The organism is Streptomyces sp. NPDC050625 (assembly GCF_040654755.1).
Classification (GTDB): Bacteria; Actinomycetota; Actinomycetes; order Streptomycetales; family Streptomycetaceae; genus Streptomyces.
This window is the reverse complement of record NZ_JBFAIQ010000004.1, coordinates 178,969-198,297: the sequence shown is the minus strand read 5'-3', so window position 1 is coordinate 198,297 and position 19,329 is coordinate 178,969. Positions and strand designations below refer to the sequence as shown.

General features: G+C 70.4%; 19 protein-coding genes. 12 read left to right on the top strand and 7 right to left on the bottom strand.

Annotation, left to right across the window (positions count from 1 at the left end):
* Positions 1 to 109 precede the first annotated feature (109 nt).
* The 6 genes from AB0I54_RS11340 to AB0I54_RS11315 all read left to right on the top strand — a co-directional run bounded on the left by AB0I54_RS11340 (position 110) and on the right by AB0I54_RS11315 (position 6,848).
* Positions 110 to 1,315, top strand: a complete 1,206-nt coding sequence (locus tag AB0I54_RS11340) for a glycosyltransferase family 39 protein (protein WP_363295696.1) — start codon at positions 110 to 112, stop codon at positions 1,313 to 1,315.
* Positions 1,316 to 1,822: 507 nt separating this feature from the next.
* Entirely contained in the window at positions 1,823 to 2,605 is a 783-nt protein-coding gene (locus AB0I54_RS11335) for a CAP domain-containing protein (protein WP_363296065.1), read from the top strand.
* An 84-nt stretch (positions 2,606 to 2,689) separates the two neighbouring features.
* Entirely contained in the window at positions 2,690 to 3,721 is a 1,032-nt protein-coding gene (locus AB0I54_RS11330; RefSeq protein ID WP_363295695.1) for a permease, read from the top strand.
* Positions 3,718 to 4,479, top strand: a complete 762-nt coding sequence (locus tag AB0I54_RS11325) for a TIGR03943 family protein (RefSeq protein WP_363295694.1) — start codon at positions 3,718 to 3,720, stop codon at positions 4,477 to 4,479. Before AB0I54_RS11330 ends, AB0I54_RS11325 begins: the two co-directional genes overlap by 4 nt.
* Before the next feature lie 170 nt (positions 4,480 to 4,649).
* Positions 4,650 to 5,414 (top strand): polysaccharide deacetylase family protein, encoded by a 765-nt coding sequence (locus AB0I54_RS11320; protein ID WP_363295693.1) that lies wholly within the window; start codon positions 4,650 to 4,652, stop codon positions 5,412 to 5,414.
* Between the two features lie 153 nt (positions 5,415 to 5,567).
* Complete coding sequence (locus AB0I54_RS11315) at positions 5,568 to 6,848, top strand: MFS transporter (RefSeq protein ID WP_363295692.1); 1,281 nt, start codon at positions 5,568 to 5,570, stop codon at positions 6,846 to 6,848.
* Between the two features lie 12 nt (positions 6,849 to 6,860).
* Here the strand turns inward: AB0I54_RS11315 and AB0I54_RS11310 are convergent, their stop codons facing one another.
* The 4 genes from AB0I54_RS11310 to AB0I54_RS11295 all read right to left on the bottom strand — a co-directional run bounded on the left by AB0I54_RS11310 (position 6,861) and on the right by AB0I54_RS11295 (position 10,253).
* Positions 6,861 to 7,553, bottom strand: coding sequence for an SUMF1/EgtB/PvdO family nonheme iron enzyme (locus AB0I54_RS11310; protein ID WP_363295691.1), 693 nt, complete (start codon positions 7,551 to 7,553; stop codon positions 6,861 to 6,863).
* A 265-nt stretch (positions 7,554 to 7,818) separates the two neighbouring features.
* Positions 7,819 to 8,829, bottom strand: coding sequence for an alcohol dehydrogenase catalytic domain-containing protein (locus tag AB0I54_RS11305; RefSeq protein WP_363295690.1), 1,011 nt, complete (start codon positions 8,827 to 8,829; stop codon positions 7,819 to 7,821).
* Positions 8,822 to 9,253: a tautomerase family protein gene (locus AB0I54_RS11300; protein ID WP_363295689.1), complete on the bottom strand. Its 432-nt coding sequence runs from the start codon at positions 9,251 to 9,253 to the stop codon at positions 8,822 to 8,824. The genes AB0I54_RS11305 and AB0I54_RS11300 overlap by 8 nt, the downstream gene beginning before the upstream one ends.
* Before the next feature lie 127 nt (positions 9,254 to 9,380).
* Positions 9,381 to 10,253: a serine hydrolase gene (locus tag AB0I54_RS11295; RefSeq protein WP_363295688.1), complete on the bottom strand. Its 873-nt coding sequence runs from the start codon at positions 10,251 to 10,253 to the stop codon at positions 9,381 to 9,383.
* Positions 10,254 to 10,526: 273 nt separating this feature from the next.
* On the opposite strand from AB0I54_RS11295, the gene AB0I54_RS11290 reads away from it, so the two are divergent.
* The 3 genes from AB0I54_RS11290 (at position 10,527) to AB0I54_RS11280 (ending at position 12,149) form a co-directional block, all read left to right on the top strand.
* On the top strand, positions 10,527 to 11,222 hold the full coding sequence (locus tag AB0I54_RS11290) for a GAP family protein (protein WP_363295687.1): 696 nt from the start codon (positions 10,527 to 10,529) through the stop codon (positions 11,220 to 11,222).
* A 138-nt stretch (positions 11,223 to 11,360) separates the two neighbouring features.
* The gene (locus AB0I54_RS11285; RefSeq protein WP_363295686.1) at positions 11,361 to 11,819 is read left to right on the top strand and encodes a DUF6325 family protein; all 459 of its coding nucleotides are present in this window, start codon (positions 11,361 to 11,363) and stop codon (positions 11,817 to 11,819) included.
* Between the two features lie 27 nt (positions 11,820 to 11,846).
* Positions 11,847 to 12,149: an SHOCT domain-containing protein gene (locus AB0I54_RS11280; protein WP_363295685.1), complete on the top strand. Its 303-nt coding sequence runs from the start codon at positions 11,847 to 11,849 to the stop codon at positions 12,147 to 12,149.
* A 102-nt stretch (positions 12,150 to 12,251) separates the two neighbouring features.
* On the opposite strand, the gene AB0I54_RS11275 is transcribed toward AB0I54_RS11280, so the two are convergent.
* A complete protein-coding gene (locus AB0I54_RS11275) occupies positions 12,252 to 14,522 on the bottom strand; it encodes a M4 family metallopeptidase (RefSeq protein ID WP_363295684.1) in 2,271 nt (756 codons plus the stop codon).
* 390 nt (positions 14,523 to 14,912) lie between these two features.
* On the opposite strand from AB0I54_RS11275, the gene AB0I54_RS11270 reads away from it, so the two are divergent.
* Both AB0I54_RS11270 and AB0I54_RS11265 read left to right on the top strand, forming a co-directional pair.
* The gene (locus AB0I54_RS11270) at positions 14,913 to 16,307 is read left to right on the top strand and encodes a Tat pathway signal sequence domain protein (RefSeq protein ID WP_363295683.1); all 1,395 of its coding nucleotides are present in this window, start codon (positions 14,913 to 14,915) and stop codon (positions 16,305 to 16,307) included.
* Positions 16,308 to 16,458: 151 nt separating this feature from the next.
* Positions 16,459 to 17,664 carry an AI-2E family transporter gene (locus AB0I54_RS11265; protein WP_363295682.1) on the top strand — a complete coding sequence of 402 codons (1,206 nt, stop codon included), beginning with the start codon at positions 16,459 to 16,461 and terminating at the stop codon, positions 17,662 to 17,664.
* Positions 17,665 to 17,706: 42 nt separating this feature from the next.
* On the opposite strand, the gene AB0I54_RS11260 is transcribed toward AB0I54_RS11265, so the two are convergent.
* Complete coding sequence (locus tag AB0I54_RS11260) at positions 17,707 to 18,198, bottom strand: DUF6174 domain-containing protein (RefSeq protein ID WP_363295681.1); 492 nt, start codon at positions 18,196 to 18,198, stop codon at positions 17,707 to 17,709.
* A 185-nt stretch (positions 18,199 to 18,383) separates the two neighbouring features.
* Here AB0I54_RS11260 and AB0I54_RS11255 point away from each other — a divergent pair, with 185 nt between their 5' ends.
* Complete coding sequence (locus AB0I54_RS11255; RefSeq protein ID WP_363295680.1) at positions 18,384 to 19,067, top strand: hypothetical protein; 684 nt, start codon at positions 18,384 to 18,386, stop codon at positions 19,065 to 19,067.
* Between the two features lie 16 nt (positions 19,068 to 19,083).
* Here AB0I54_RS11255 and AB0I54_RS11250 read toward each other — a convergent pair whose 3' ends face one another.
* A complete protein-coding gene (locus AB0I54_RS11250; RefSeq protein WP_363295679.1) occupies positions 19,084 to 19,260 on the bottom strand; it encodes a hypothetical protein in 177 nt (58 codons plus the stop codon).
* Between the last annotated feature and the right edge of the window lie 69 nt (positions 19,261 to 19,329).

Sequence of the window (19,329 nt, the reverse complement as noted above, 5' to 3'; positions counted from 1 at the left end):
CCACCGCGCGCAAATTGTCCGATCCGCGTATCCCTGCATTCCGGTATGAGTAGGGAAAGAAGCGCGATTCCTGATTGCACCTTTGGCGGCGTATGCCCAAGGTCGGAGGGTGAGCACGTCTTCCGCTCCCCGGTCCGGTCCCGCCACCCAGGACAAGCCCGGCCGCCGCGCCACGACCCGGCGCCCATGGCACGACGCACGCCACGGCCTGCTCCGGGCCCTGGTGCTGTTCGTGGGCGTCCGCCTCGCCGGGGCCGCGGTGACGGTCGTGATGAACCACCTGACTCATCGCCCACTGATGAAGAGCCTGGCTCACTCCTGGGACTCGGACTGGTACCTGCACATCGCCGCACACGGCTACGGGACCCGCATCTGGATCACGCCGTCGGGTGCCGTGCAGACCGACTGGGCCTTCTTTCCGCTCTACCCCGGACTCATCAGGGCCGTGACGACAGTCCTGCCGCTCACACCGGGAGAGGCCGCGCTGCTGGTCGCCTGGACCGCCGCGGTCGTGGCCGCATGGGGTATCTACACGATCGGCCACGATCTCTACGGACGTGGGGTCGCCACCGTGCTCGTCGCCCTGTGGGCCGTACTGCCGCACTCGGTCGTGCTGGGTATCGCGTACACCGAGTCCGTCTTCTCCGCCCTCGCGGCCTGGTCGCTGTACTGCGTGCAGAAGGGCCGCTGGCTGTGGGCCGGGGCCCTCGCCGCCCTCGCGGGACTGTCCCGCCCCAGTGGCTTCGCGGTCGCCGTGGCCGTGGCCGCCGCGGGGGTGCACGAAGCGATCAGACGGCGCGGCCGCGTCCGTCCCGGTGTGTGGGTCGCCGTGGTCCTGGGTCCACTGGGCTGGATCGGCTATGTCCTGTGGGTGGGCGAGCAGACGGGCGATCTCCTGCGGGGTTACTTCAAGGTGCAGGACGCGTGGACCTCGCGCTTCGACTTCGGGGTCGAATCCCTTCACTTCCTCAAGGCGCTGTTCCTCCACGGCGGGCGCTTCGTCTACCCCATGGCCCTGGTGATCGTCGTCATCGGCGTTCTGCTGTTCGGCCTGCTGTGCCTGGACCGTGCGCCGCTGCCGCTGGTGGTCTTCGCCGGCGTCCTCGTCCTGCTCGTCGTGGGTGCCTCGGGTTCGTTCTCGTCGAAGCCGCGCTTCCTGGTTCCGGCGTTCCCGTTGCTCATTCCCTGCGCGCGTGCGCTGGTCCGGGCATGGCGTGCGCGACCGGCACAGGCCCTGCTGGTGGGGGGCACGCTGACCGCGGTGTCCCTGCTGTACGGGGCGTACCTGACGACCGTCGCGCACTCTCCGCTCTGAGCGGGGACACCCCGGGCCGCTCGGTCGGTTCATCGCACCTTTCCTATGGTTCCGTGACATCCATCACAGGTTGTCCGGGAACTAGCCGGGTCGGATAGTAGACGGCGCCCTGGCGACATATGGGATTTGTCCGTCTTGGCGTGGGCGAACATCATGTCTGGATTCGCGGTATTCCGTCCGCGCGGCACTTTCGCCCGTTCTGCGGCCACAGAGGGTTTCTGACGATGCGTCATGGATTCGCCATGGTCGCAGGGTCCCGTCCAGCACGCCCCCACCCCCATGACAAGGATTGCCGAACCTACGAGGCGACCTAGTACGGGAGCCCTTTGCGCTCCATGTGAACGGCTCCTAAGAATGACGGTCCGCAGGGCATCGCCGCAGTTCAGTGGCGGGTTCTGTACAGAGCCAGCCGCACAAGGAGCGCTCGGCGATTACCGGGTGAGGTCACACATGGGTAAGCACCGCAAAAGCACTCAATACCGGCGAATAGTCATCGCTGCCGTTGCCATGGGCGCCGTGGGCGTACCGTCCGTCGCCATGGCCTGCACCGACTGGAACGACGGCGGGCGATCCCACCGCCCCAGCCATCGGGAGACCGAGGCCAAGGGTTGGTGGAAGAACGCCGACTGGGGTCGACCCTGGAACGGCTACCCGGACCAGAGCAGCCAGGCCACCCCGGCACCCGCCAAAACGCCGAGCGCCTCCGCGAGCCCCACGCAGACCACACCGCCGAAGCCGAAGCCGAGGGTCATCGCGCCCAGGCACACGGCGAAGGCCATCGTGCCCTCCCGCACGGTGCGGACCACCGCCCCCAAGGCCAAGATCACCACCGCTCCCAGCGCCCCCAAGGCCACCACCGCCGCGCCCGCGGCCCCCGCCACGCCGAGCGCCCCGAAGGCCACCGCCACCGCGTCCGGGGTCGTCGCCCGCATCGTGCAGCTCGTGAACGCCGAGCGCGCCAAGGTGGGCTGCTCGGCGCTGACGCTCAACGCGACCCTCAGCAAGGCCGCGCAGGCACACAGCGACGACATGGCCGCCCACCAGAACATGTCGCACACCGGGTCCGACGGCTCCTCCCCCGGCGACCGGATCACCAGCGCCGGCTACACATGGAGCGCCTACGGCGAGAACGTCGCGTACGGCTACTCGACTCCGGAGCAGGTCATGGCCGGCTGGATGGCCAGCCCCGGCCACAAGGAGAACATCCTCAACTGCTCGTTCAAGGAGATCGGCGTCGGTCTCGCGCAGCCCAACAGCTTCTGGACCCAGGACTTCGGAACGGCGCGATAGGCGCCGCCCCCGGCCCTGGCCGAATTCCTGAGGACACCCGGCTTCCACTATGTTCGGTCTGAACATCAGACGTACGGAGCCGGTGTGCAGACAACAGACGAACTGGCGGAGGAGGCGGCCACCACAGGCCGCTCCGAAGCCGAGGAAGCGCCGGCGGGCGAATTGCCCCGATTTTGGCCACTCCTGTTGGTGGCGGCGGCCGTCCTTCCCGGCGCGGCGCTCGTCCTCCTGGGCCAGTCGATCAGCAAACCGGCCCTCCAGGCATGGCAGACCGTCTGTCTGTCCGTCACCGTCCAGGCACTGCCGTTCCTGCTCCTCGGGACGGCTCTGTCCGGAGCCATCAACGCCTTCGTCCCGGCGCGGGTGTTCCACCGCATCCTGCCCAAGCGGCCCGTGTTCGCGGTCCCGGTCGCCGGGGCCGCCGGGGTCGTCCTGCCCGGCTGTGAATGCGCGTCGGTGCCCGTCGCCAACAGTCTGATCGGCCGGGGTGTCACCCCGGCCGCCGCCTTCGCGTTCCTGCTCTCGGCGCCCGCGATCAACCCGGTCGTGCTGACCGCCACGGCCATCGCCTTCCCCGGACGTCCCGCCATGGTGCTGGCCCGGCTGCTGGCCTCGCTCGCCACCGCCACGGTGATGGGCTGGCTGTGGCTCTGGCTCGGCCGCGCCGAGTGGCTCAAGCCGGCCGTACGGCACACCGGGCACCACCCCGGGCACAGCCGCTGGAGCGAGTTCCGGCGCGCCTTCCAGCACGACTTCCTGCATGCGGGCGGCTTCCTGGTCGTCGGGGCCATGGCGGCGGCCACCTTCAACGTGGCCGTGCCGCCCTCCGTGCTCGACACCTTCTCCTCCTCGCCCTGGCTGTCGGTGCTGTTCCTGGCCGCGCTCGCCATCCTGCTCGCGGTGTGCTCCGAGGCCGACGCGTTCGTCGCGTCCTCCCTCACCGGCTTCTCGCCGCTCGCCCGGCTGACGTTCATGGTGGTGGGCCCGATGGTCGACCTGAAGCTGATCGCCCTGCAGGCGGGCACCTTCGGCCGCGCCTTCGCGGTCCGCTTCTCCGCGGCGACGACCGCCGTCGCCATCCTGTGCAGCGCGCTGATCGGAGGCATCCTGCTGTGAAGCGGCCCATCCAGGCGATCCTGCTCGTCCTCAGCGGCCTCGGCCTGCTGCACATCTCGCTCTTCACCGACCTGTGCCTGAGGTACGTCAAGGAAGGCATGCGACCGATGCTGATCGCGTCGGGCGCGGTGCTGCTGATACTCGGCGTCGCGGAGGCGTGGAACCAGCGCCGGCCGGGCCGAGGCGACGAAGACGCACCCCACCACGACCACACCCACGACGACAGCGGTCACGGACACGACCACTCCGCCGTGCCCCGCGTCGCCTGGCTGTTGCTGCTGCCCGCGCTGAGCCTGCTCTTCTACGCCCCACCGGCGCTCGGCGCCTACACCGCCGCCCGCCAGGCCCCCAGGGCCGTACCGGAACAGTCGCACTTCGACCCGCTGCCCTCGGCCTCGCCCCTCCCGATGACCCTCACGGACTTCACCACCCGTGTGCAGCAGGACCGCAAGCAGGCCATCAAGGGGCGCAGCATCCAGATGACCGGCTTCGTCACCCCCGACAAGCAGTCCGGCAGCTGGTACCTGACCCGGATCATCCTCACCTGCTGTGCGGCGGACGCGCAGTCCATCAAGATACGGATCTACGGGCGCCCGGCCCTGCCCCCCAACACCTGGGTGAGCGTCACCGGAACATGGCACCCGGGCGGGACGCTGGGCACGAAGTCCGCACCGGTCGCCCTCGACGCCCGTACCGTCAAGAAGATCACCCGGCCGTCCAACGGCTACACGGACAATCTTCCCTTCCCCGCTCCCTGACGGGCGATGGGAGTCGGTCATTCGCCTTGCCGGCCAGGTGAGTTCCGGGGGTCTGTCGCGGAACGTCCGCGGAATTGTCCGTGATCTGTAACAGCGGGATCCCCTGGTCGCCCTACTCCGTCCTGACAGGTGATCGGGATCCCAACGACACGGCAAGGAACGAGGCGGACATGGCGCGGCATGGCGGGCGGGGATGGTACGGCCGGGTGCTCGGGGCAGCGGTCGGAGTGACTGCGCTGGCCGCAGCCACCTCGGTATGGACCGCGCAGGCCGGTCCCGTCGGCGGGCACTCGGCGGCGAAACCCTCCTCGCAGGGCCGCGCGGCGGCGCCGGTGTCGGTGGAGATCGCCCATGCCTCGGACCGCGGTGCCCAGGGTGTCAACATCACCATCGACGACGGTCCGGACCCGGTCTGGACGCCGCAGGTGCTGCAAGTGCTGAAGGACAACGGCGTGAAGGCCACGTTCTGCATGGTGGGCACCCAGGCCCAGGCCCACCCGGACCTGGTCAAGGCCGTGGTGGCGGCCGGGCACCGGCTGTGCGACCACACGGTGTCCCACGACACCACCATGGACAAGAAGTCCGACGCCTACCAGTCGCAGCAGATCATGGACGCCGAGCGCATGATCACCAAGGCGTCCGGTGGTGTACGGCCGCTCTACTACCGTGCCCCGGGCGGCGCCTTCACCCCGTACAGCCGGAAGCTCGCGGCCTCCCACGGCATGCGCCCGCTCGGCTGGAACGTGGACTCCAAGGACTTCGAGCGGCCCGGCACGGCCGCCCTCGTCTCCACCGTCAAGAGCGAGATATCCAACGGCCCGACCGTCCTCTTCCACGACGCGGGCGGCGACCGCTCCCAGACCGTGGCGGCCCTGCGCGAGCTACTGCCGTGGCTGAAGCAGCAGGGCTACTCCTTCGGTTTCCCGGTCCGTTGAGCGCATGACCGGTCGTTGAGCGCATAACCGATTGCCGTGCAGACCCTGCCCCGGTACGGTCCGCACATGTTCACCACGCCCCGTGTCTCTTAGCTCGGACACCAGCTTCGACGCCATCCTTGTGTCCTAGAGCTGTTACGGAGCGTAACTCCCATGAAGACTCCGCGCGGTTCCGGCCTGTTCCGGAACCGGGACTTCTCGCTGCTGCTGAGCGGCCAACTGATCTCCTCCATCGGCGACCAGGCCCAGTCCATGGCCCTGCCGCTGACCGTGCTGGCCCTCACCGGGTCGGCCGGCGAAGCCGGGCTCGTCCTGGGTCTCGGCACGATTTCCTATCTGGTGTTCGGACTGGTCGCCGGCGCCCTCGTCGACCGGTGGGACCGCAAGACCACCATGATCTGGTGCGAGTCGGGCCGGACCGTTCTCACCGCCGGCGTCGCCGTCGCGCTGTGGTTCGAGTCGCTGACGATGACTCAGCTGTACGCGACGGCCGTGCTCGGCGGCATCCTGACCACGCTCTTCCAGGTGGCGAACACGGCCGCGCTGCCCAATGTCGTCGGTCCTCGGCAGTTGTCCGCCGCGCTCGGCCGCTCACAGTCCGCCGCAGGTGCGGTGGGCATCTTCGGGGCCCCGCTCGCCGGTGTGCTCTACGCCCTCGGGCGAACCGTGCCGTACGCCGTCAACGCCGTGTCCTTCGCGGTGTCCGCGGCGTCGCTGCGCCTGATGCGTGCCCGGTTCCAGGTGGACCGGCAGGGGGCGCGGACGAAGGCCCGGGTCACCACCGAGATCCGTGAGGGGCTCGGTTGGCTGTGGCGTCAGCCTGTCATCCGCTTCCTGACTCTGGTGTCGGCGGCCGACAAGGTGCGCTACGGCGCCGGGTATCTGTTGATCATCACCCTCGCGCGGCAACTCGGCGCCTCACCCCTGTGGATCGGCGTCGTCTTCAGCGGAGCGGCACTCGGCGCGATGGCGGGGGCACTGGTCTCGGACCGGGCCACACGGCGGTTCCCGCTCGGGCTGATCGCGGTGGTGATGCTGTGGCTGGAGGCACTCATGTTCCCGCTGTACGCGCTCGCACCCGATCCGCTGACGCTGGCGGCGGTCGCGGCGGCCGAGTCGTTGGTCGCTCCCGTGTACATGGTGGCCATGACGACTCACCAACTCGCCATCACCCCTGATGGGTTGCGCGGCCGGACCACGAGTGCGGTCTGGACGCTCACCACGGGCGCCCTGTCGATCGGTACGCTCGCCGGCGGCGCGCTGATCACCGCCGTGGGCGCAGAGACCCTGGTGTGGCTGTGCGGGGCATGGCTGCTCGCCCTGGCGGTCCTCACCACCGCCAACCGGGCCGTACGCCAGGCACCACCGGCAGGCACGACCGCGCCGCACGGGGAGGCCACCCTCGCGATCGAGACCACGGACGCGGCCCGCTGAGCGGTGCCCGCGTCAGGACCGCGCGTCCCCCTCCAGCAGCCCGGAACGTGCCACGCGGAACCCGACGTCGTCGACGCGGAACGTGGGGTGGCTGCGGCGCCTCACTGAGGCTCGGCAGCTCCAGTGCTCGTCGAACCAGCCGCCGCCGCGCAGTACCCGGTAACTGCCGTAGACCTGGGCGTCGTAGATGTCCCAGCACCACTCCCACACGTCACCGAGCATGTCGTAAAGGCCCCATGGATTGGGGCCCTTGCGGCCGACCTCATGGATCCGCTCGTGCGAGTTGCCGCGGTACCAGGCGATGTCGTCGAGGGGGCCGTAACGCGGTCCCGCCGTACCGGCCCGGCAGGCGTGCTCCCACTCCGCCTCGGTCGGCAGCCGGTACCCGTCGGCAGACGCGTCCCACTCGATGTCCTCGCCGCGGGGCGGCAGGCGGTACGCCGGCGTGAGCCCTTCCCGTTCGGACAGCGCGTTGCAGAACCGCACCGCGTCCCACCAGGAGACGCCCTCGACGGGCAACCTGTCCCCCGTGGAGGTGCTCGGCCGAAGATCGGTGATCCGCGCGTACAACTCCTGAGTGACGGGGAAGGCCCCGATCTCGTACGCCGGGACGCCGACCGCCCAACTGCGCTGCGTCCGCCGGTCCGACAACGTGACCTGCCCCGACGGAACGGCGATCATCTTGTGCTCGGCTGTCGCGTTCATGGAGGGACGATCTTACCGGTGGGGTGTTCCCACGATCCTTCACGCAGGCTCGGGAAGAGGGCGCCTGGGCGGTCGGGTCGGGCGATACGAAGACGCCGCCCGCGGTGACCGCGGCGGCGGGGGTATCCGTACCGGCGGCGGCGCGGGCCCAGCCCATCAGTTCGTCGAGCGGCATGGCACTCATACCGCCATGGCCGTAGCCCGGCGGGCCTTCGTGTGCGACGCCCAGCGTGCACCGGCCGACGATGCCGTCGGGCGCGGCCGGTCATTGTTCGGTGCGTACGAAGACCGGCTTCAGGTGCTTCTCCGGGAGGGCGTCGGGGAGTTGTTCCCAGTCGATGACATGGGAGACGATCCGGGCGGGGTCGACCGTGCCGGAGCCGGCGAGTTCGAGGGCGTCGGGGATGTGTGCGCGTACGTTGTCGCGGGCGATGCGCAGGGTGACGCCGGTGAGGTACATGTCGAGCAGGGGCAGCTCGCCGGGGCGGAAGTGGTTGCCGGCGGACTCGCAGAAGCCTTCCGGTGCCAGGGACTTGAGGGCGAGGGCGAGCTGGTCGACGCGCCCGGTGGCCTCGACGGCGAGGTCGAAGCCCTGGTGGACGGGTTCGACGGCCTCGGCGGTACGGGCGCCGTAGCTCTCGGCGAGCTCACGGTGGTGCGGGTCGGGGTCGACGTACAGGACGTCGCGGGCGCCCAGCGCGCGGGCGATGTCGCACACGTACAGGCCGATGCTCCCACGGGCGACGACCAGGACGCGCGCTCCGGGGCGGGCCTTCAGCTGGGGGGCGGTCAGCCGCCAGGACAGGGACCAGTTGTCGCCGGCGGAGGCCATGGCGACCGGGTCGAGGCCGCTCGGCAGCGGCACCAGCATGGCGTCCGCCCAGGGGACGCGGACCAGGTCGGAGAAGAGCCCGCCCCAACTGCCGCCGATGGGTGCGCCGTACATGGCCATGTGCGGCACCGAGGTGCAGTGCGCGGTCAGTCCGGCGCGGCAGGCGTCGCAGCTGCCGCAGTTGATGGACCAGGGCACGACCACCAGGTCACCGGGGGTCACCCCGGTCACCGCGTCGCCGGTCTCCACGACCTTCGCCACGCACTCGTGGCCGAGGGCGAAGGGCGGGTCGATGAAGCCGTGTCCGGCCAGGATGGCCGAGTCCACGTCGCAGGGGGTCGCGGCGACCGGGACGACGATCGCCTCCTGGTCGGACTGGAGTTCGGGGTCGGGCGCCTCGCGCCACTCGACACTGTGCCGTCCGACAAAGGTCAGTTCACGCATCGTTCCGCCGGCCCTTCGCGAGGGCGACCAGGTCCGCGTGGCGGACGACGGAGCCGCCCGCGCCCCAGGTGCCGTCGGCCTGCTCGTGCACCAGCACCCAGACGCGCAGTGCCTCGTCCGGGCCGAGGCCGGCGGCGTTGAGCACGGTGTGGGTCACCTCCTCGACCAGGCCCGCCCTGCGCCGCTCGGACAGGGCCCCCTCCGGCACCGTGACGTCCACGAGGAACCGCGGCGCGTCGTCCTCCGCGGTGACCTGCGCGCCTTCGGGCAGCTCGACGAGGTAGCTCCACGCCTGGGCCCGGAAGAAGGCCGTGTCGGGCGCGCCCTCCCAGCGGAGCAGCACGGCGGCGAGGTCCTGCTGGACACTGCGGCGGCCTTGTTCGGTGAGGGAACCGACCGGGCTGGTGAGCCGGATCATGGGCATGGCAATACCTCGCTTCGGGTGACTACCGACGCGTCTTATGACGGTCGTTATAGGCGAGTGCCACGGTAGACTATGACGATCGTTATAGCCAGCGGTTGGGGATGTGTGCGGGCGTCACCCGTGTCGCTCAGCGGGCGGCCGCCGAGGCGACGGCGGCCCGGGCCGCGCGCTCCACGAGTGCGACCCCGTCCTTCATCGACTTGCTGCCGTCCGACAGGACGGCGACGAGGTAGTGGTGTCCGCCCGCCGTGATCCGTCCGACGCTGTTGACGTCCCACAGCTCGGTCGTGTTGCGCTGCAGCCAGCCGTTCTTCAACGCGGATCCAGAGCCGGCGGCAGCCGAGACGCCCCAGGACTGCTCGTCGACGACGCCGCCCATCAGGGTGCGGATGTACGTCCGGGACGCCTCGTCGAGCGGGGTGGCGGCCGCGTGTGCGGCCGTGCCGGTGTCGTACACCGCACGCAGCAGCCGTATCTGGTCCCTGGCCGTGGTCCGGGTGAGCCCCCACTTGGCGTCCGGGCCGCCCTTCGTCTCGGTCAGACCCAGTCGCTTGTTCGCCGCGTCCAGGCCCTTGGCCCGGCCGATGGTCCGCCACAGGTGGTTCGCCGCGTCGTTGTCACTGCGCTCGATCATCACCTCGGCGTCGGCGCGCTCCTTCTCGGTCAGGCCGTGCTTGGCGTCCTGCCCCTGGAGCAGTGCCGCGGCGAGGATGTCGACCTTCACGATGCTCGCCGTGTCGTACGGGGTGTCGTCGCCGTACACCGTGGCTTCACGGCCGGTCCCGTCCAGGTCGAGCACCGCCGCGCTCACGCGCTCCTTCCCCTGGGGCTTCACCCGTGCGAGGAAGTCGGCCGTCGCGGCGTCGGGCCGCGTCGCCGCCGTGGCCGCGGCCGCGGGCGTCGGGTGGAGCGCGCCGGCCGAGAGGAGCGTCGCCACGCAGGCCGTGAGAACGCCGAGGCTGACCGCACCGCGCCTGCCGCGGGGGCTCCGGGCGGACATCAGGAGGGACTGTCGATGCTGCATGGTGAGGGGCCTCGGCAGTTCATGTGGGAGGGACACAGAACTGCGAAGCTAAACAAAACGGCCTTATCGCGACGTGACCGCTGCCACGAGAAGACCGATTCCTTCGCATTTGTGCGAAGAGTCACAGCTGTCCGAGTGGCTGGGGTCACACAGGCACAGCGTGCTTCGCTGATGATCGCCGAAGCACCACGAGATGTGGTCCCGGCGGTCCCTGCCTACTCTCGTGGTGTCCGACACCACGGGGGCGCCATGGTTCTCGATCTGCTTCTCATCGCCCTGGCCATCACCCTCGACCCGCTGCCCCTCATGGCCTTCGTCCTGGTCGTGGCGTCGGAGCGGGGCGTGTGGAAGGGCCTGGCCTTCATCCTGAGCTGGCTGGCATGTCTCATCGTCGTGATCGGGATCGTCCTGGCACTGACCGGCGGGCAGCCCCCGCCGCCCCGGTCCCCGCCCTCGACGGCCGTGCTGGCGGCCAAGCTGGCCATCGGTGTGTCGCTCGTCCTCTACGGCGAACACCGGCGCCGGCGGTTCGTAGCCGCCCGGACACGGGCCGATGGGGCCTCGGCGAAGCCGGACCACGAAGCGAACGGCACATCGGGGACGGAGCTGACCTCCCAGATGGACCGCACCACGGCGTGGGCCGCCGCCGGACTCGCCGTGCTCCTGCAGCCCTGGGGCATGGTCGCCGCCGCCGCGACGGCGGTGGTGGAGGCGGACCTGTCCCACTTCTCGTCCTGGCTCGCGCTGTCCGCCTTCTGCGTGCTCGCCACGGCGAGCCTGCTGGCCACCGAGCTGTATGTGGTGTTCGCCCCGACCGCGGCGAAGGCGCGGCTGCTGAGGCTGCGCTCATGGATGCAGGATCACCAGGAGCAGGCCATCGTGACCCTGTGCCTGGTCCTGGGTTTCTGGCTCATGGGAAGGAGCATCTACGAACTCACCGGCTGACGGCGCACCCCGTGCCGATGCCGCGGCCCGCGGACATGCGGGGCCCTTGGGCGCGTGGTGGAATGGGCGCTGGAGGCTGACGACCGCGGGCGGTCAGGCGACCGGTCCCGACTCCCATTCCGCTCCCGAGGAGTGGCCATGAACGATGTCGAAGAAATGGGCCCCGTCGACTACTTGGTCATCGAGTTCCCCGGGAACCGCATGACGGGCGAGGCCTTTCCGCTGTTGGTCGATCTCGTCGAGAGAGGCATCGTACGGATCCTCGACCTGACCTTCGTCCGCAAGGAGGGCGACGGTTCGGTCACCGGGCTGGAACTGCAGGATCTCGGTGACGAGGTCGATCTGTCCGTCTTCGCGGGCGCCTCCTCCGGACTGCTGGACCAAGGTGACATCGAGGAGGCCGGCAACGCACTGGAGCCCGGCAACTCCGCCGCGGTCCTGGTGTACGAGAACGTGTGGGCCGCGCCCCTGGCCCGTGCGCTCAGGCGCAGCGGCGCGCAGCTCGTGGCCGGCGGCCGCATCCCCGTCCAGGCCCTGCTGGCCTCGCTGGACGCGGTCGAGGGCACGACACCGCCGGGTGGATCGGCAGCGGCCTGACGCACACAGCAGGGGAGATGAGAGACCATGCCCGGACTCCTGAGGGGTGTCGCGCGCACCGCAGTCGTCGCCGGAACCGCCACCGCGGTGTCCAACCGGGTGTCCCGGCGGCAGGCAGGGCGCTGGGCACAGCAGGACTACGAACAGCAACAGCAAGCGGCCCCGCAGCAGGCGGCCGCCCCGCCCCCGCCTCCGCCGCCGGCACCGCCGTCCACCGAGGACGACATGACCCGCAAGATCGACCAGCTCAAGCAGCTGGGTGAGCTGAAGGCCCAGGGAGTGCTGACGGACGCGGAGTTCGAGGCGCAGAAGCAGCAGCTCCTCAGCTGACGCCGCTCGACGCGCACCTCGGCGAGCGCGCGGAGCGAAGGCGGCTGTCGCCCCGGGCCGCGGGAAGCGCCCCGGGGCGACAGCCTCCGTGGAGCGGACGGCTCAGGGAGTCAGCTGCCACTGCTCGATGTAGCCGACGTCGAGCCCGGCGCGGTCCTGGACACGCAGGATCCAGGTCCCGGAGACGGGCTGGGCGGAGGCGTCGACGGTGAAGGTCTGGTCGACGTTGTCGGCGGAGCCGCCGCTGCGGTTCAGCAGTGAGTAGACGGTGCCGTCCGGGCCGACGAGATCGACGGTCAGATCACCCCGGTAGGTGTGGACGATCTTGACATAGACCTGGGTGGTGGCCGAGGCGTTGCCGGTCCGGCCGGTGACGGTGATCGGGGACTCCACCGCGGCACCGGCGTCGGGGATGTCGACGCGGGTGGCGTTGGCGTAGATGTTCGCCACCCGCCAGGTGAAGCGCACACTGGCCGACGCGCCCGTGTCGTCGGTGACCGTCACCGTGACGTCACTGGTCCCGACCGTGGTCGTGGTGCCGGAGATCAGGCCGCTGGAGTTGATCGTCAGACCGTCCGGCAGGCCCGTCGCCGCATACGTCAGACCCGCGCCGGAGTTGGTGGTGTACGCGTCCGTCTGCAGGGAAACCGCCTGCCCGACCCCGCTGGTCCGGTCGGCGATCGGGGCCACGTTGACGCCCAGCGCGATCCGGTTCCCCACGTTGATCGCCGCCCAGGCGTCGGCCACGGCGAGGTAGGTCGGGCTGTAGGCGCCGAAGAGGTCGGCCGCGGCCTGGAGCGTCGCGGTGCGGGCGCCCGCGTAGTCGGTGGTCGAGGTCATGTACGTGGTGAGCGCCCGGTACCAGATGCGCTGGGCGTTCCCGATGCCGATGCCGGTCACGGACTGGCCGTCGTAGGTGGGGCTGTCGTAGGAGACGCCGTTGACGGTCTTCGCGCCGCTGCCCTCGGACAGCAGGTAGAAGAAGTGGTTCGCCGGGCCCGAGGAGTAGTGGACGTCGATGCCGCCCAGGGACGAGCTCCAGTAGTCGCGGGAGGCGCCGTCCTTCGAGGGCTTGTCCATGTAGCGCAGCGGTGTGCCGTCGCCGTTGATGTCGATCTTCTCGCCGACCAGGTAGTCGGGGACGTCGGCGGGCAGGTCGGCGTGGAACTCCACCGCGGCGGCGAAGATGTCGGAGGTCGCCTCGTTGAGGCCGCCCGACTCGCCGGAGTAGTCGAGACCGGCGGTCGCGCTGGTGACGCCGTGGCTCATCTCGTGCGCCGCCACGTCGAGCGCGGTCAGGGGGTGCGTGTTGCCCGACCCGTCGCCGTAGGTCATGCAGAAGCAGGTGTCGGACCAGAAGGCGTTGACGTAGTTGTTGCCGTAGTGGGCCCTGCTGTAGGCGGCCACTCCGTCGTTGCGTATGCCGTTGCGGCCGAAGACGTCCTTGTAGTAGTCCCAGGTCGCCGCGGCACCGAAGGCGACGTCCACGCCCGCGGTCTGACGGTTGCTCTGGGTACCGTCGCCCCAGACATCGTTGTCGTCCGTGAACAGCGTGCCCGTGCCGGAGGTGCCCTGGTTCAGGTCGTAGGTGTGGTGTCCGGCGCGGTCGCCGTCGACGAGCTGGTACGTGGAGCCGGAGAGCGTGGTGCCGAGCGGCACCGTTCCGCTGAACTGCCCTGTGCCGGTACCCGTCTCGATGCCCTGGAACCGGAAGAGGGACTTGCCCGAGGCGGCGTCGGTGATCACATGGAGTTCGCTGGGTGTTCCGTCGTCCTGGAAGCCACCGACCACCGTCTCCCAGGCCAGGACGGGCTCCGTGGCGGCGGCCCAGACGACGAGACGCGGAGCGCGGTCCGCCTTGGCCTGCTTGCCGCCGGCCTGCACCGCGACCGCGAGGGCCTTGGCCTTCACCGCGGCCGGGGAGACCTTCGGCGTGGTGGTGGGCAGGGTGAGGGTGGCCTTCGTGGCCCTCGACGTGGTGAGACGGCCGCCCCGGGCGTGGACGACCAGATCGCCGCCGAGGACCGGCAGTCCGGCGTAGGTCCGTTCGTACCGTGTGTGGGTGGTGCCGTCGGCGTCCTGGGAGACGTCCTTGACGACGAGCTTCTCCTTGGCGCCGAGGTGAAGGCTCTTCGCCGTGCTCGCGGTGGCCGCGGCGGCTCTCCTGACCAGCGCGGTGCGCTTCGCCGGCGAGAGCCGCACGGGGGCCGCGCCGGCCCGGGGAGTGGCCTGGATCTTCGCGTGGCCGTGGACGTCGGGGGCCGCGGCGGCGGTGCCGGCCTGGACACCGGCCGCGAGCAGTGCGCTCACCGCGGTGAGCACCAGGGCTGCGGTGTATCGGGGTCGATGGGGGTAACGGTCCTGCCGGAACAAGGCGTTCTCCTTCTGTGGGGTGATCGGACCCGATGGGGTCCGGGAGAGCGGGTCGGGCCGGTGCGGCCCTCCGGCGGCGTGCGGGTGCGAGTGGGATATGTGAGGGATCCGTGAGCATGTGGTGAACGGATGGACAGCAGGGTGATACCCCGGTCGTGGAGTTGTCATGACTGCAACAAAACATCGGCTCAAATTGGCGGTTGCCCGGCCGCGGTTCAGCCGCTCCAGCGGCAGATTTCGGCCGCGAGGCCACTTCACGCACATGGACGGCCAACCGGCATGCATGGCACGGGCGTTGACCCGCGCGACCCACAACAGCAGAATGAGCGCGCACTCTTGAGAGCGCTCTCAGAACCACGGCCCCGCGCCCCGCACCTCCCGAGGAGACCCATGACCGGCAGTCGACGCCAGGCGCTCAGCCGCCGCACGCTCATCGGTGCCGGCCTCGGCATCGGTGCCGCGGCCTTCACCACGGCCGCCGGCTCCGGCACGGCCCGCGCGGCAGTCGCCAAGGGTGCCGCAGGCAACTCCGGCGAACGTCGTGCGTACACCTTCCTCGCGGCCGCCCAGGACGCCTACCCCCAGCACGGAGCGATCCGGCTGGCCCAGAGCTACACCGACCAGGCAGGCCTGTTCAGCACCGCGTTCACCTATGACAACGCCCTCGCGATCCTGGCCCTTCTGGCCGTCCGCACCAAGGACGGCCAGGCCCGGGCCATGGCACTCGGAGACGCCCTCCTCTTCGCGCAGGCCCATGACCCCGGGTACGACGACGGCAGGCTGCGGCAGGCATACAACGTCGGGCCGTACACCTTCTACGACGGCTCGCCGCAGCCCGACGGGTTCGTACGGACGGACGGCAGGGCCAACGTCGGCACCCAGTTCGGCTTCACCGGCACGGCCGTCGGCGACATGGCCTGGGCCGGTATCGCCCTGAGCGCACTCGCCGAGCGCACCGGTGCCCGGCGCTTCCTCGCCGGCGCGCTGCGGATCGGCACCTGGATCGAGCGCAACGGCCGCACCGAAGAGCCCCTCGGCGGCTACAAGTTCGGGGTCGACGGGGCCGGCAAGGCACTGCCCTACACCTCCACCGAGCACAACACCGACCTCATCGGCCTCTTCGGGCGCCTCGCCCGGCTCACCGGGGACCCGGTGTGGCTGGAGCGGCGCGCACGTGCCAAGGCCTTCGTCGGGAGGATGTGGGAGCCCTCCGGAGGTTTCTTCTACACCGGCACGAACGACGGCGTCACGATCAACAGATCACCGATTCCCGAGGACACCCAGACCTGGACCCACCTCGCCCTCGCCTCCCCCGCCCACGCCCGCTCCCTGGACTGGGCAACGTCCGAACTGGCGGTCCTGGACACCGCCGACCGCCGCAACAGCACCGTGCCCGCGGGCCAGTCCTACGAAGGAGTCACCTTCAGCTCCGCCAGTCTCCTGGCCGACGAGGACGCACCGATCGCGCCGAGCCAGCCCAAGCCCGATCGACATGGTGTGTGGTTCGAGGGGACGGCCCACCTCGCCCTCGCCCTGCGCACCCGGCACGCACCGGGTGACGAGGCGCGCGCCCGACGACTGCTCGCCTCCCTCGAAAGGGCCCAGGACCTGCTCGGCCAGGACCAGACCGTCGGCGGCAGGGCACTCACCGCGCGCTGTGGCGTCGTATCGGCGAGCAGCCCGCTCGACACGGGTTTCGGCTTCGGCTACTACCCGTACCGGCACACCGGGGCCACCGCCTGGTACCTCCTGGCAGCGAGCCGCACCAACCCCTTGCGAGCCTGATACCGCCCGGTCGCCGAGGCACCTCGGCACCCGTGCGCCGGACGGGCACCCGTTCCCCTCGGCGACGGACCGGCCCGGGCGCGTTGCACCGCGTCCCCCGCCCGGCGCGCTTACCTTGCTCTAGACATGACCGACAGTCAGAAACGGCGAGGTGGCGTGGGACGTGGTGGCCGGTACGGGCGGTCGATCGGCCGGGCGGGGGCGCGGACGCCGGGCGGGTGACGTGGTGCTGGGCAGCCGTCCGGCGCACTCCGTACGGCTCCCGCCGCGCACGCGCTACGGCCCACGGGACACCGCGCCCCCGATCGGTTCGGTGGCCGAGCGGACCGTACCGTGGCTGCGCGTCGCCGCTGCCTACGCCTGGCGCGTCCTGGTCGTCGGCATCGTCGTCTACGGCGTCTTCACCGTCCTCGGCCGCTTCCAACTCATCGCCGTGGCCCTGTTCCTCGCCTTTGTCATCACCTCGGTGCTGCGCCCCCTGGCCGACCTGCTGAACCGCGTGCTCCCGAGGTCGCTGAGCGTTGCCGTCGCCGTGGTCGGCAGCCTGCTGCTCCTGATGGCCCTGCTCGCTCTCGTGGGCAACGCGGTGGCGGGCGAGTCCGCGAAACTGGCGGGCGAGTTCCGCGGCGGCATCCACCGGATCGAACTGTGGCTCCAGCGACCGCCGTTCCGGCTCAGTCCCGGCAAGCTGGAGGATCTGCAGCGCCAGGTGGTGAACTACCTCAACACGCACCGGGCGAATCTGCTCAGCAGCGCCGTCAGCGGTCTCGGCAGGATCGTCGAGCTGATCACCGGAGCGGTGCTGGCCCTCTTCGCGTCCGTCTTCTTCATCCACTCGGGCGAGCGCCTGTGGCGCTGGATGCGCGACCAGTTGCTGCCCAGTGGCGCCCGCCCGGTGTGGGACCGGACCGGGCGGGCGGCCTGGCGGACGTTCGCCGGGTACACACGCGGCATCATCATCGTGGCCGCCACCAACGCCGTACTCGTCGGAGTCGCGCTGTTCATCCTGCGGGTACCGCTCGCGCTGCCGCTGACCATCCTGGAGTTCTTCGCCACGTTCGTACCGCTGGTGGGCTCGCCGATCGCGCTCAGTGTGGCCACGGTGGTCGCCCTCGCCGGGCGCGGCCCGCTCACGGCGGCCGCCGTGCTCGTGCTCATCGTGGTCATCGGCCAGCTGGAGGGACATGTGCTGCACCCGCTGGTGATGAGCTGGGCGGTCAGTCTGCACCCGCTCGTCGTCGCGGTGTCCGTCATCGGGGGAAGCATCGTCGCGGGCGTGATCGGCGCCGTCGTCGCGGTCCCGTTCATCTCGGTCGTCTGGTCGGTGCTGCGCGCGCTGCGGACCGCACCGACCTAGCCGGCCGTGCGGTGACTGCCCGAGCGGGTTTCTGCCGCGCCGTCACGAGGACGTCGCGGGCTCGTATGCGCTGATGACGTACCGGGCTTCGTCGTCGACGGCGTTCTCGTCCCGGTCCAGCGTGATGCGCAGCGGATGTCCGTCGGCCGCGTACTGTGCCTCCGCCGTGTCCGCGTCGTCGCGCCGCGCCTGCGCGAGTTCCTTCAGCAGTCCACCGATGGTGGGGACGACACCGGGCGAGCGCCGGACCACGCGGCGGCTCTCCTCGTCGAGGCCGACCGCCTTCGCCACCTTCCCGTCGCGCACGGTCACCCGGAAGGTGCCGATGAGGGCCCGCTCTCCCTCGGTCGAGTTCAGCGTGTACGTGTACGAGGCCGGTTCCTCCCAGGCCGTACCGCTCTGCGTGGACGACTTCTCCTCCGCCGCTTCGGTGGACGTGCCCGCTCCCGCACAGGCGGCGGTCGCCCAGAGGAGACCGCCGATCAGGACGACGCGCGGCAGCGAGGAACGAGGAGTGACACGTACGGCTGTCATGTGGGCCCTTTCGTGAGCTCTTTGTCCCTGGACGCCGACGGCGCTGCGAACGTTCGCGGCCGGCCCACATGTCACGGGGCCGCAACGATGGAGAACCGGTGAAACTGCAGCCGACCGTGGATCGTCCCTCCTCCCGAATCGCATCGCCCGCACCAGGGCGGTCACCACCCGAGGGGGGACCCACCATGGCACCGACCACGAAGACCGGCCGTCGCAGACCCGGCGCGCTCCGCCCGACCGCAGCGAGCGTGTGCGCCGCGGCCGCACTGGCCCTGGCGCTCAGCGGCTGCGCCGGCCACGACGGCAAGAGCGCGACTGAGAGCGCGGCGTCCTCGAACACCGCGGCGGACGCGGGAGGCGGTGCCACCGCGGCCGGCGCCAAGCCCGCCGCCAAGTCCTCGGCCGGTACGGGCGGCGGGAGCGCGGCCACCGGGGCCGCACCGGCCGCCACTGCCTCCGCCTCCGCTTCCTCGGCCACGAAGACGCCCATCGCCGCGGGCTCCGGCGGCAAGGACGACGGCTGCGACCACAAGATGCCCATCTCCCCCGACGAGATCGCGGTCTACCGCTACACCCCCGAGGGCGGCTCACTCAGCCTGATCGTCAAGCACGGCAACTGGGGCTGCCCCACGGCGGATTCCGACGGCGCGCCCTTCGTGACCGTCGGCAAGGAGACGTACCTGCCCATGGACCAGGCCGCCTACGTCACCGCCACCAACCCCATCGTGGAGAGCACCGAGAACCAGCGCATCGGCGTCCAGGAGTTCCTGGACTGGATCGAGGCGCACCCGAACAGCGGCCTGGTCTTCAAGTACCACCTCGGTGGCAACGGGGCCATCGACAGCCTCGAAGAGGTCTTCACCCCCTGATTCGAAGGCCGAGGGCTCAGCCGCCGAGGTCGCTGGTGTCCCGCTGCGGGCCGGACGGGCCCTGGCAGTCCGGGCAGAGCTCGAAACGGCCGTGGCGGACGACGCTTCCCCAGCCGAGGCAGGTGTCGCAGTCACGGGCGAGGGCGATGTCGACGAGGTGGGCGGGAGCATGGGGGTGGGCTCCATGGATCATGCTGCGGGCTCCGTGGGTAGGGGACTCGCGTGGGATGAATATGACATATCTCGCATATGTATTCAAGAG

Coding starts and splice junctions, on each gene's coding strand:
- AB0I54_RS11335 (WP_363296065.1), top strand. CDS start 1,823: ATGGGCGCCGTGGGCGTACCGTCCGTCGCCATGGCCTGCACCGACTGG.
- AB0I54_RS11320 (WP_363295693.1), top strand. CDS start 4,650: ATGGCGCGGCATGGCGGGCGGGGATGGTACGGCCGGGTGCTCGGGGCA.
- AB0I54_RS11315 (WP_363295692.1), top strand. CDS start 5,568: ATGAAGACTCCGCGCGGTTCCGGCCTGTTCCGGAACCGGGACTTCTCG.
- AB0I54_RS11310 (WP_363295691.1), bottom strand. CDS start 7,553: ATGAACGCGACAGCCGAGCACAAGATGATCGCCGTTCCGTCGGGGCAG.
- AB0I54_RS11305 (WP_363295690.1), bottom strand. CDS start 8,829: ATGCGTGAACTGACCTTTGTCGGACGGCACAGTGTCGAGTGGCGCGAG.
- AB0I54_RS11300 (WP_363295689.1), bottom strand. CDS start 9,253: ATGCCCATGATCCGGCTCACCAGCCCGGTCGGTTCCCTCACCGAACAA.
- AB0I54_RS11295 (WP_363295688.1), bottom strand. CDS start 10,253: ATGTCCGCCCGGAGCCCCCGCGGCAGGCGCGGTGCGGTCAGCCTCGGC.
- AB0I54_RS11290 (WP_363295687.1), top strand. CDS start 10,527: ATGGTTCTCGATCTGCTTCTCATCGCCCTGGCCATCACCCTCGACCCG.
- AB0I54_RS11285 (WP_363295686.1), top strand. CDS start 11,361: ATGAACGATGTCGAAGAAATGGGCCCCGTCGACTACTTGGTCATCGAG.
- AB0I54_RS11280 (WP_363295685.1), top strand. CDS start 11,847: ATGCCCGGACTCCTGAGGGGTGTCGCGCGCACCGCAGTCGTCGCCGGA.
- AB0I54_RS11270 (WP_363295683.1), top strand. CDS start 14,913: ATGACCGGCAGTCGACGCCAGGCGCTCAGCCGCCGCACGCTCATCGGT.
- AB0I54_RS11260 (WP_363295681.1), bottom strand. CDS start 18,198: ATGACAGCCGTACGTGTCACTCCTCGTTCCTCGCTGCCGCGCGTCGTC.
- AB0I54_RS11255 (WP_363295680.1), top strand. CDS start 18,384: ATGGCACCGACCACGAAGACCGGCCGTCGCAGACCCGGCGCGCTCCGC.
- AB0I54_RS11250 (WP_363295679.1), bottom strand. CDS start 19,260: ATGATCCATGGAGCCCACCCCCATGCTCCCGCCCACCTCGTCGACATC.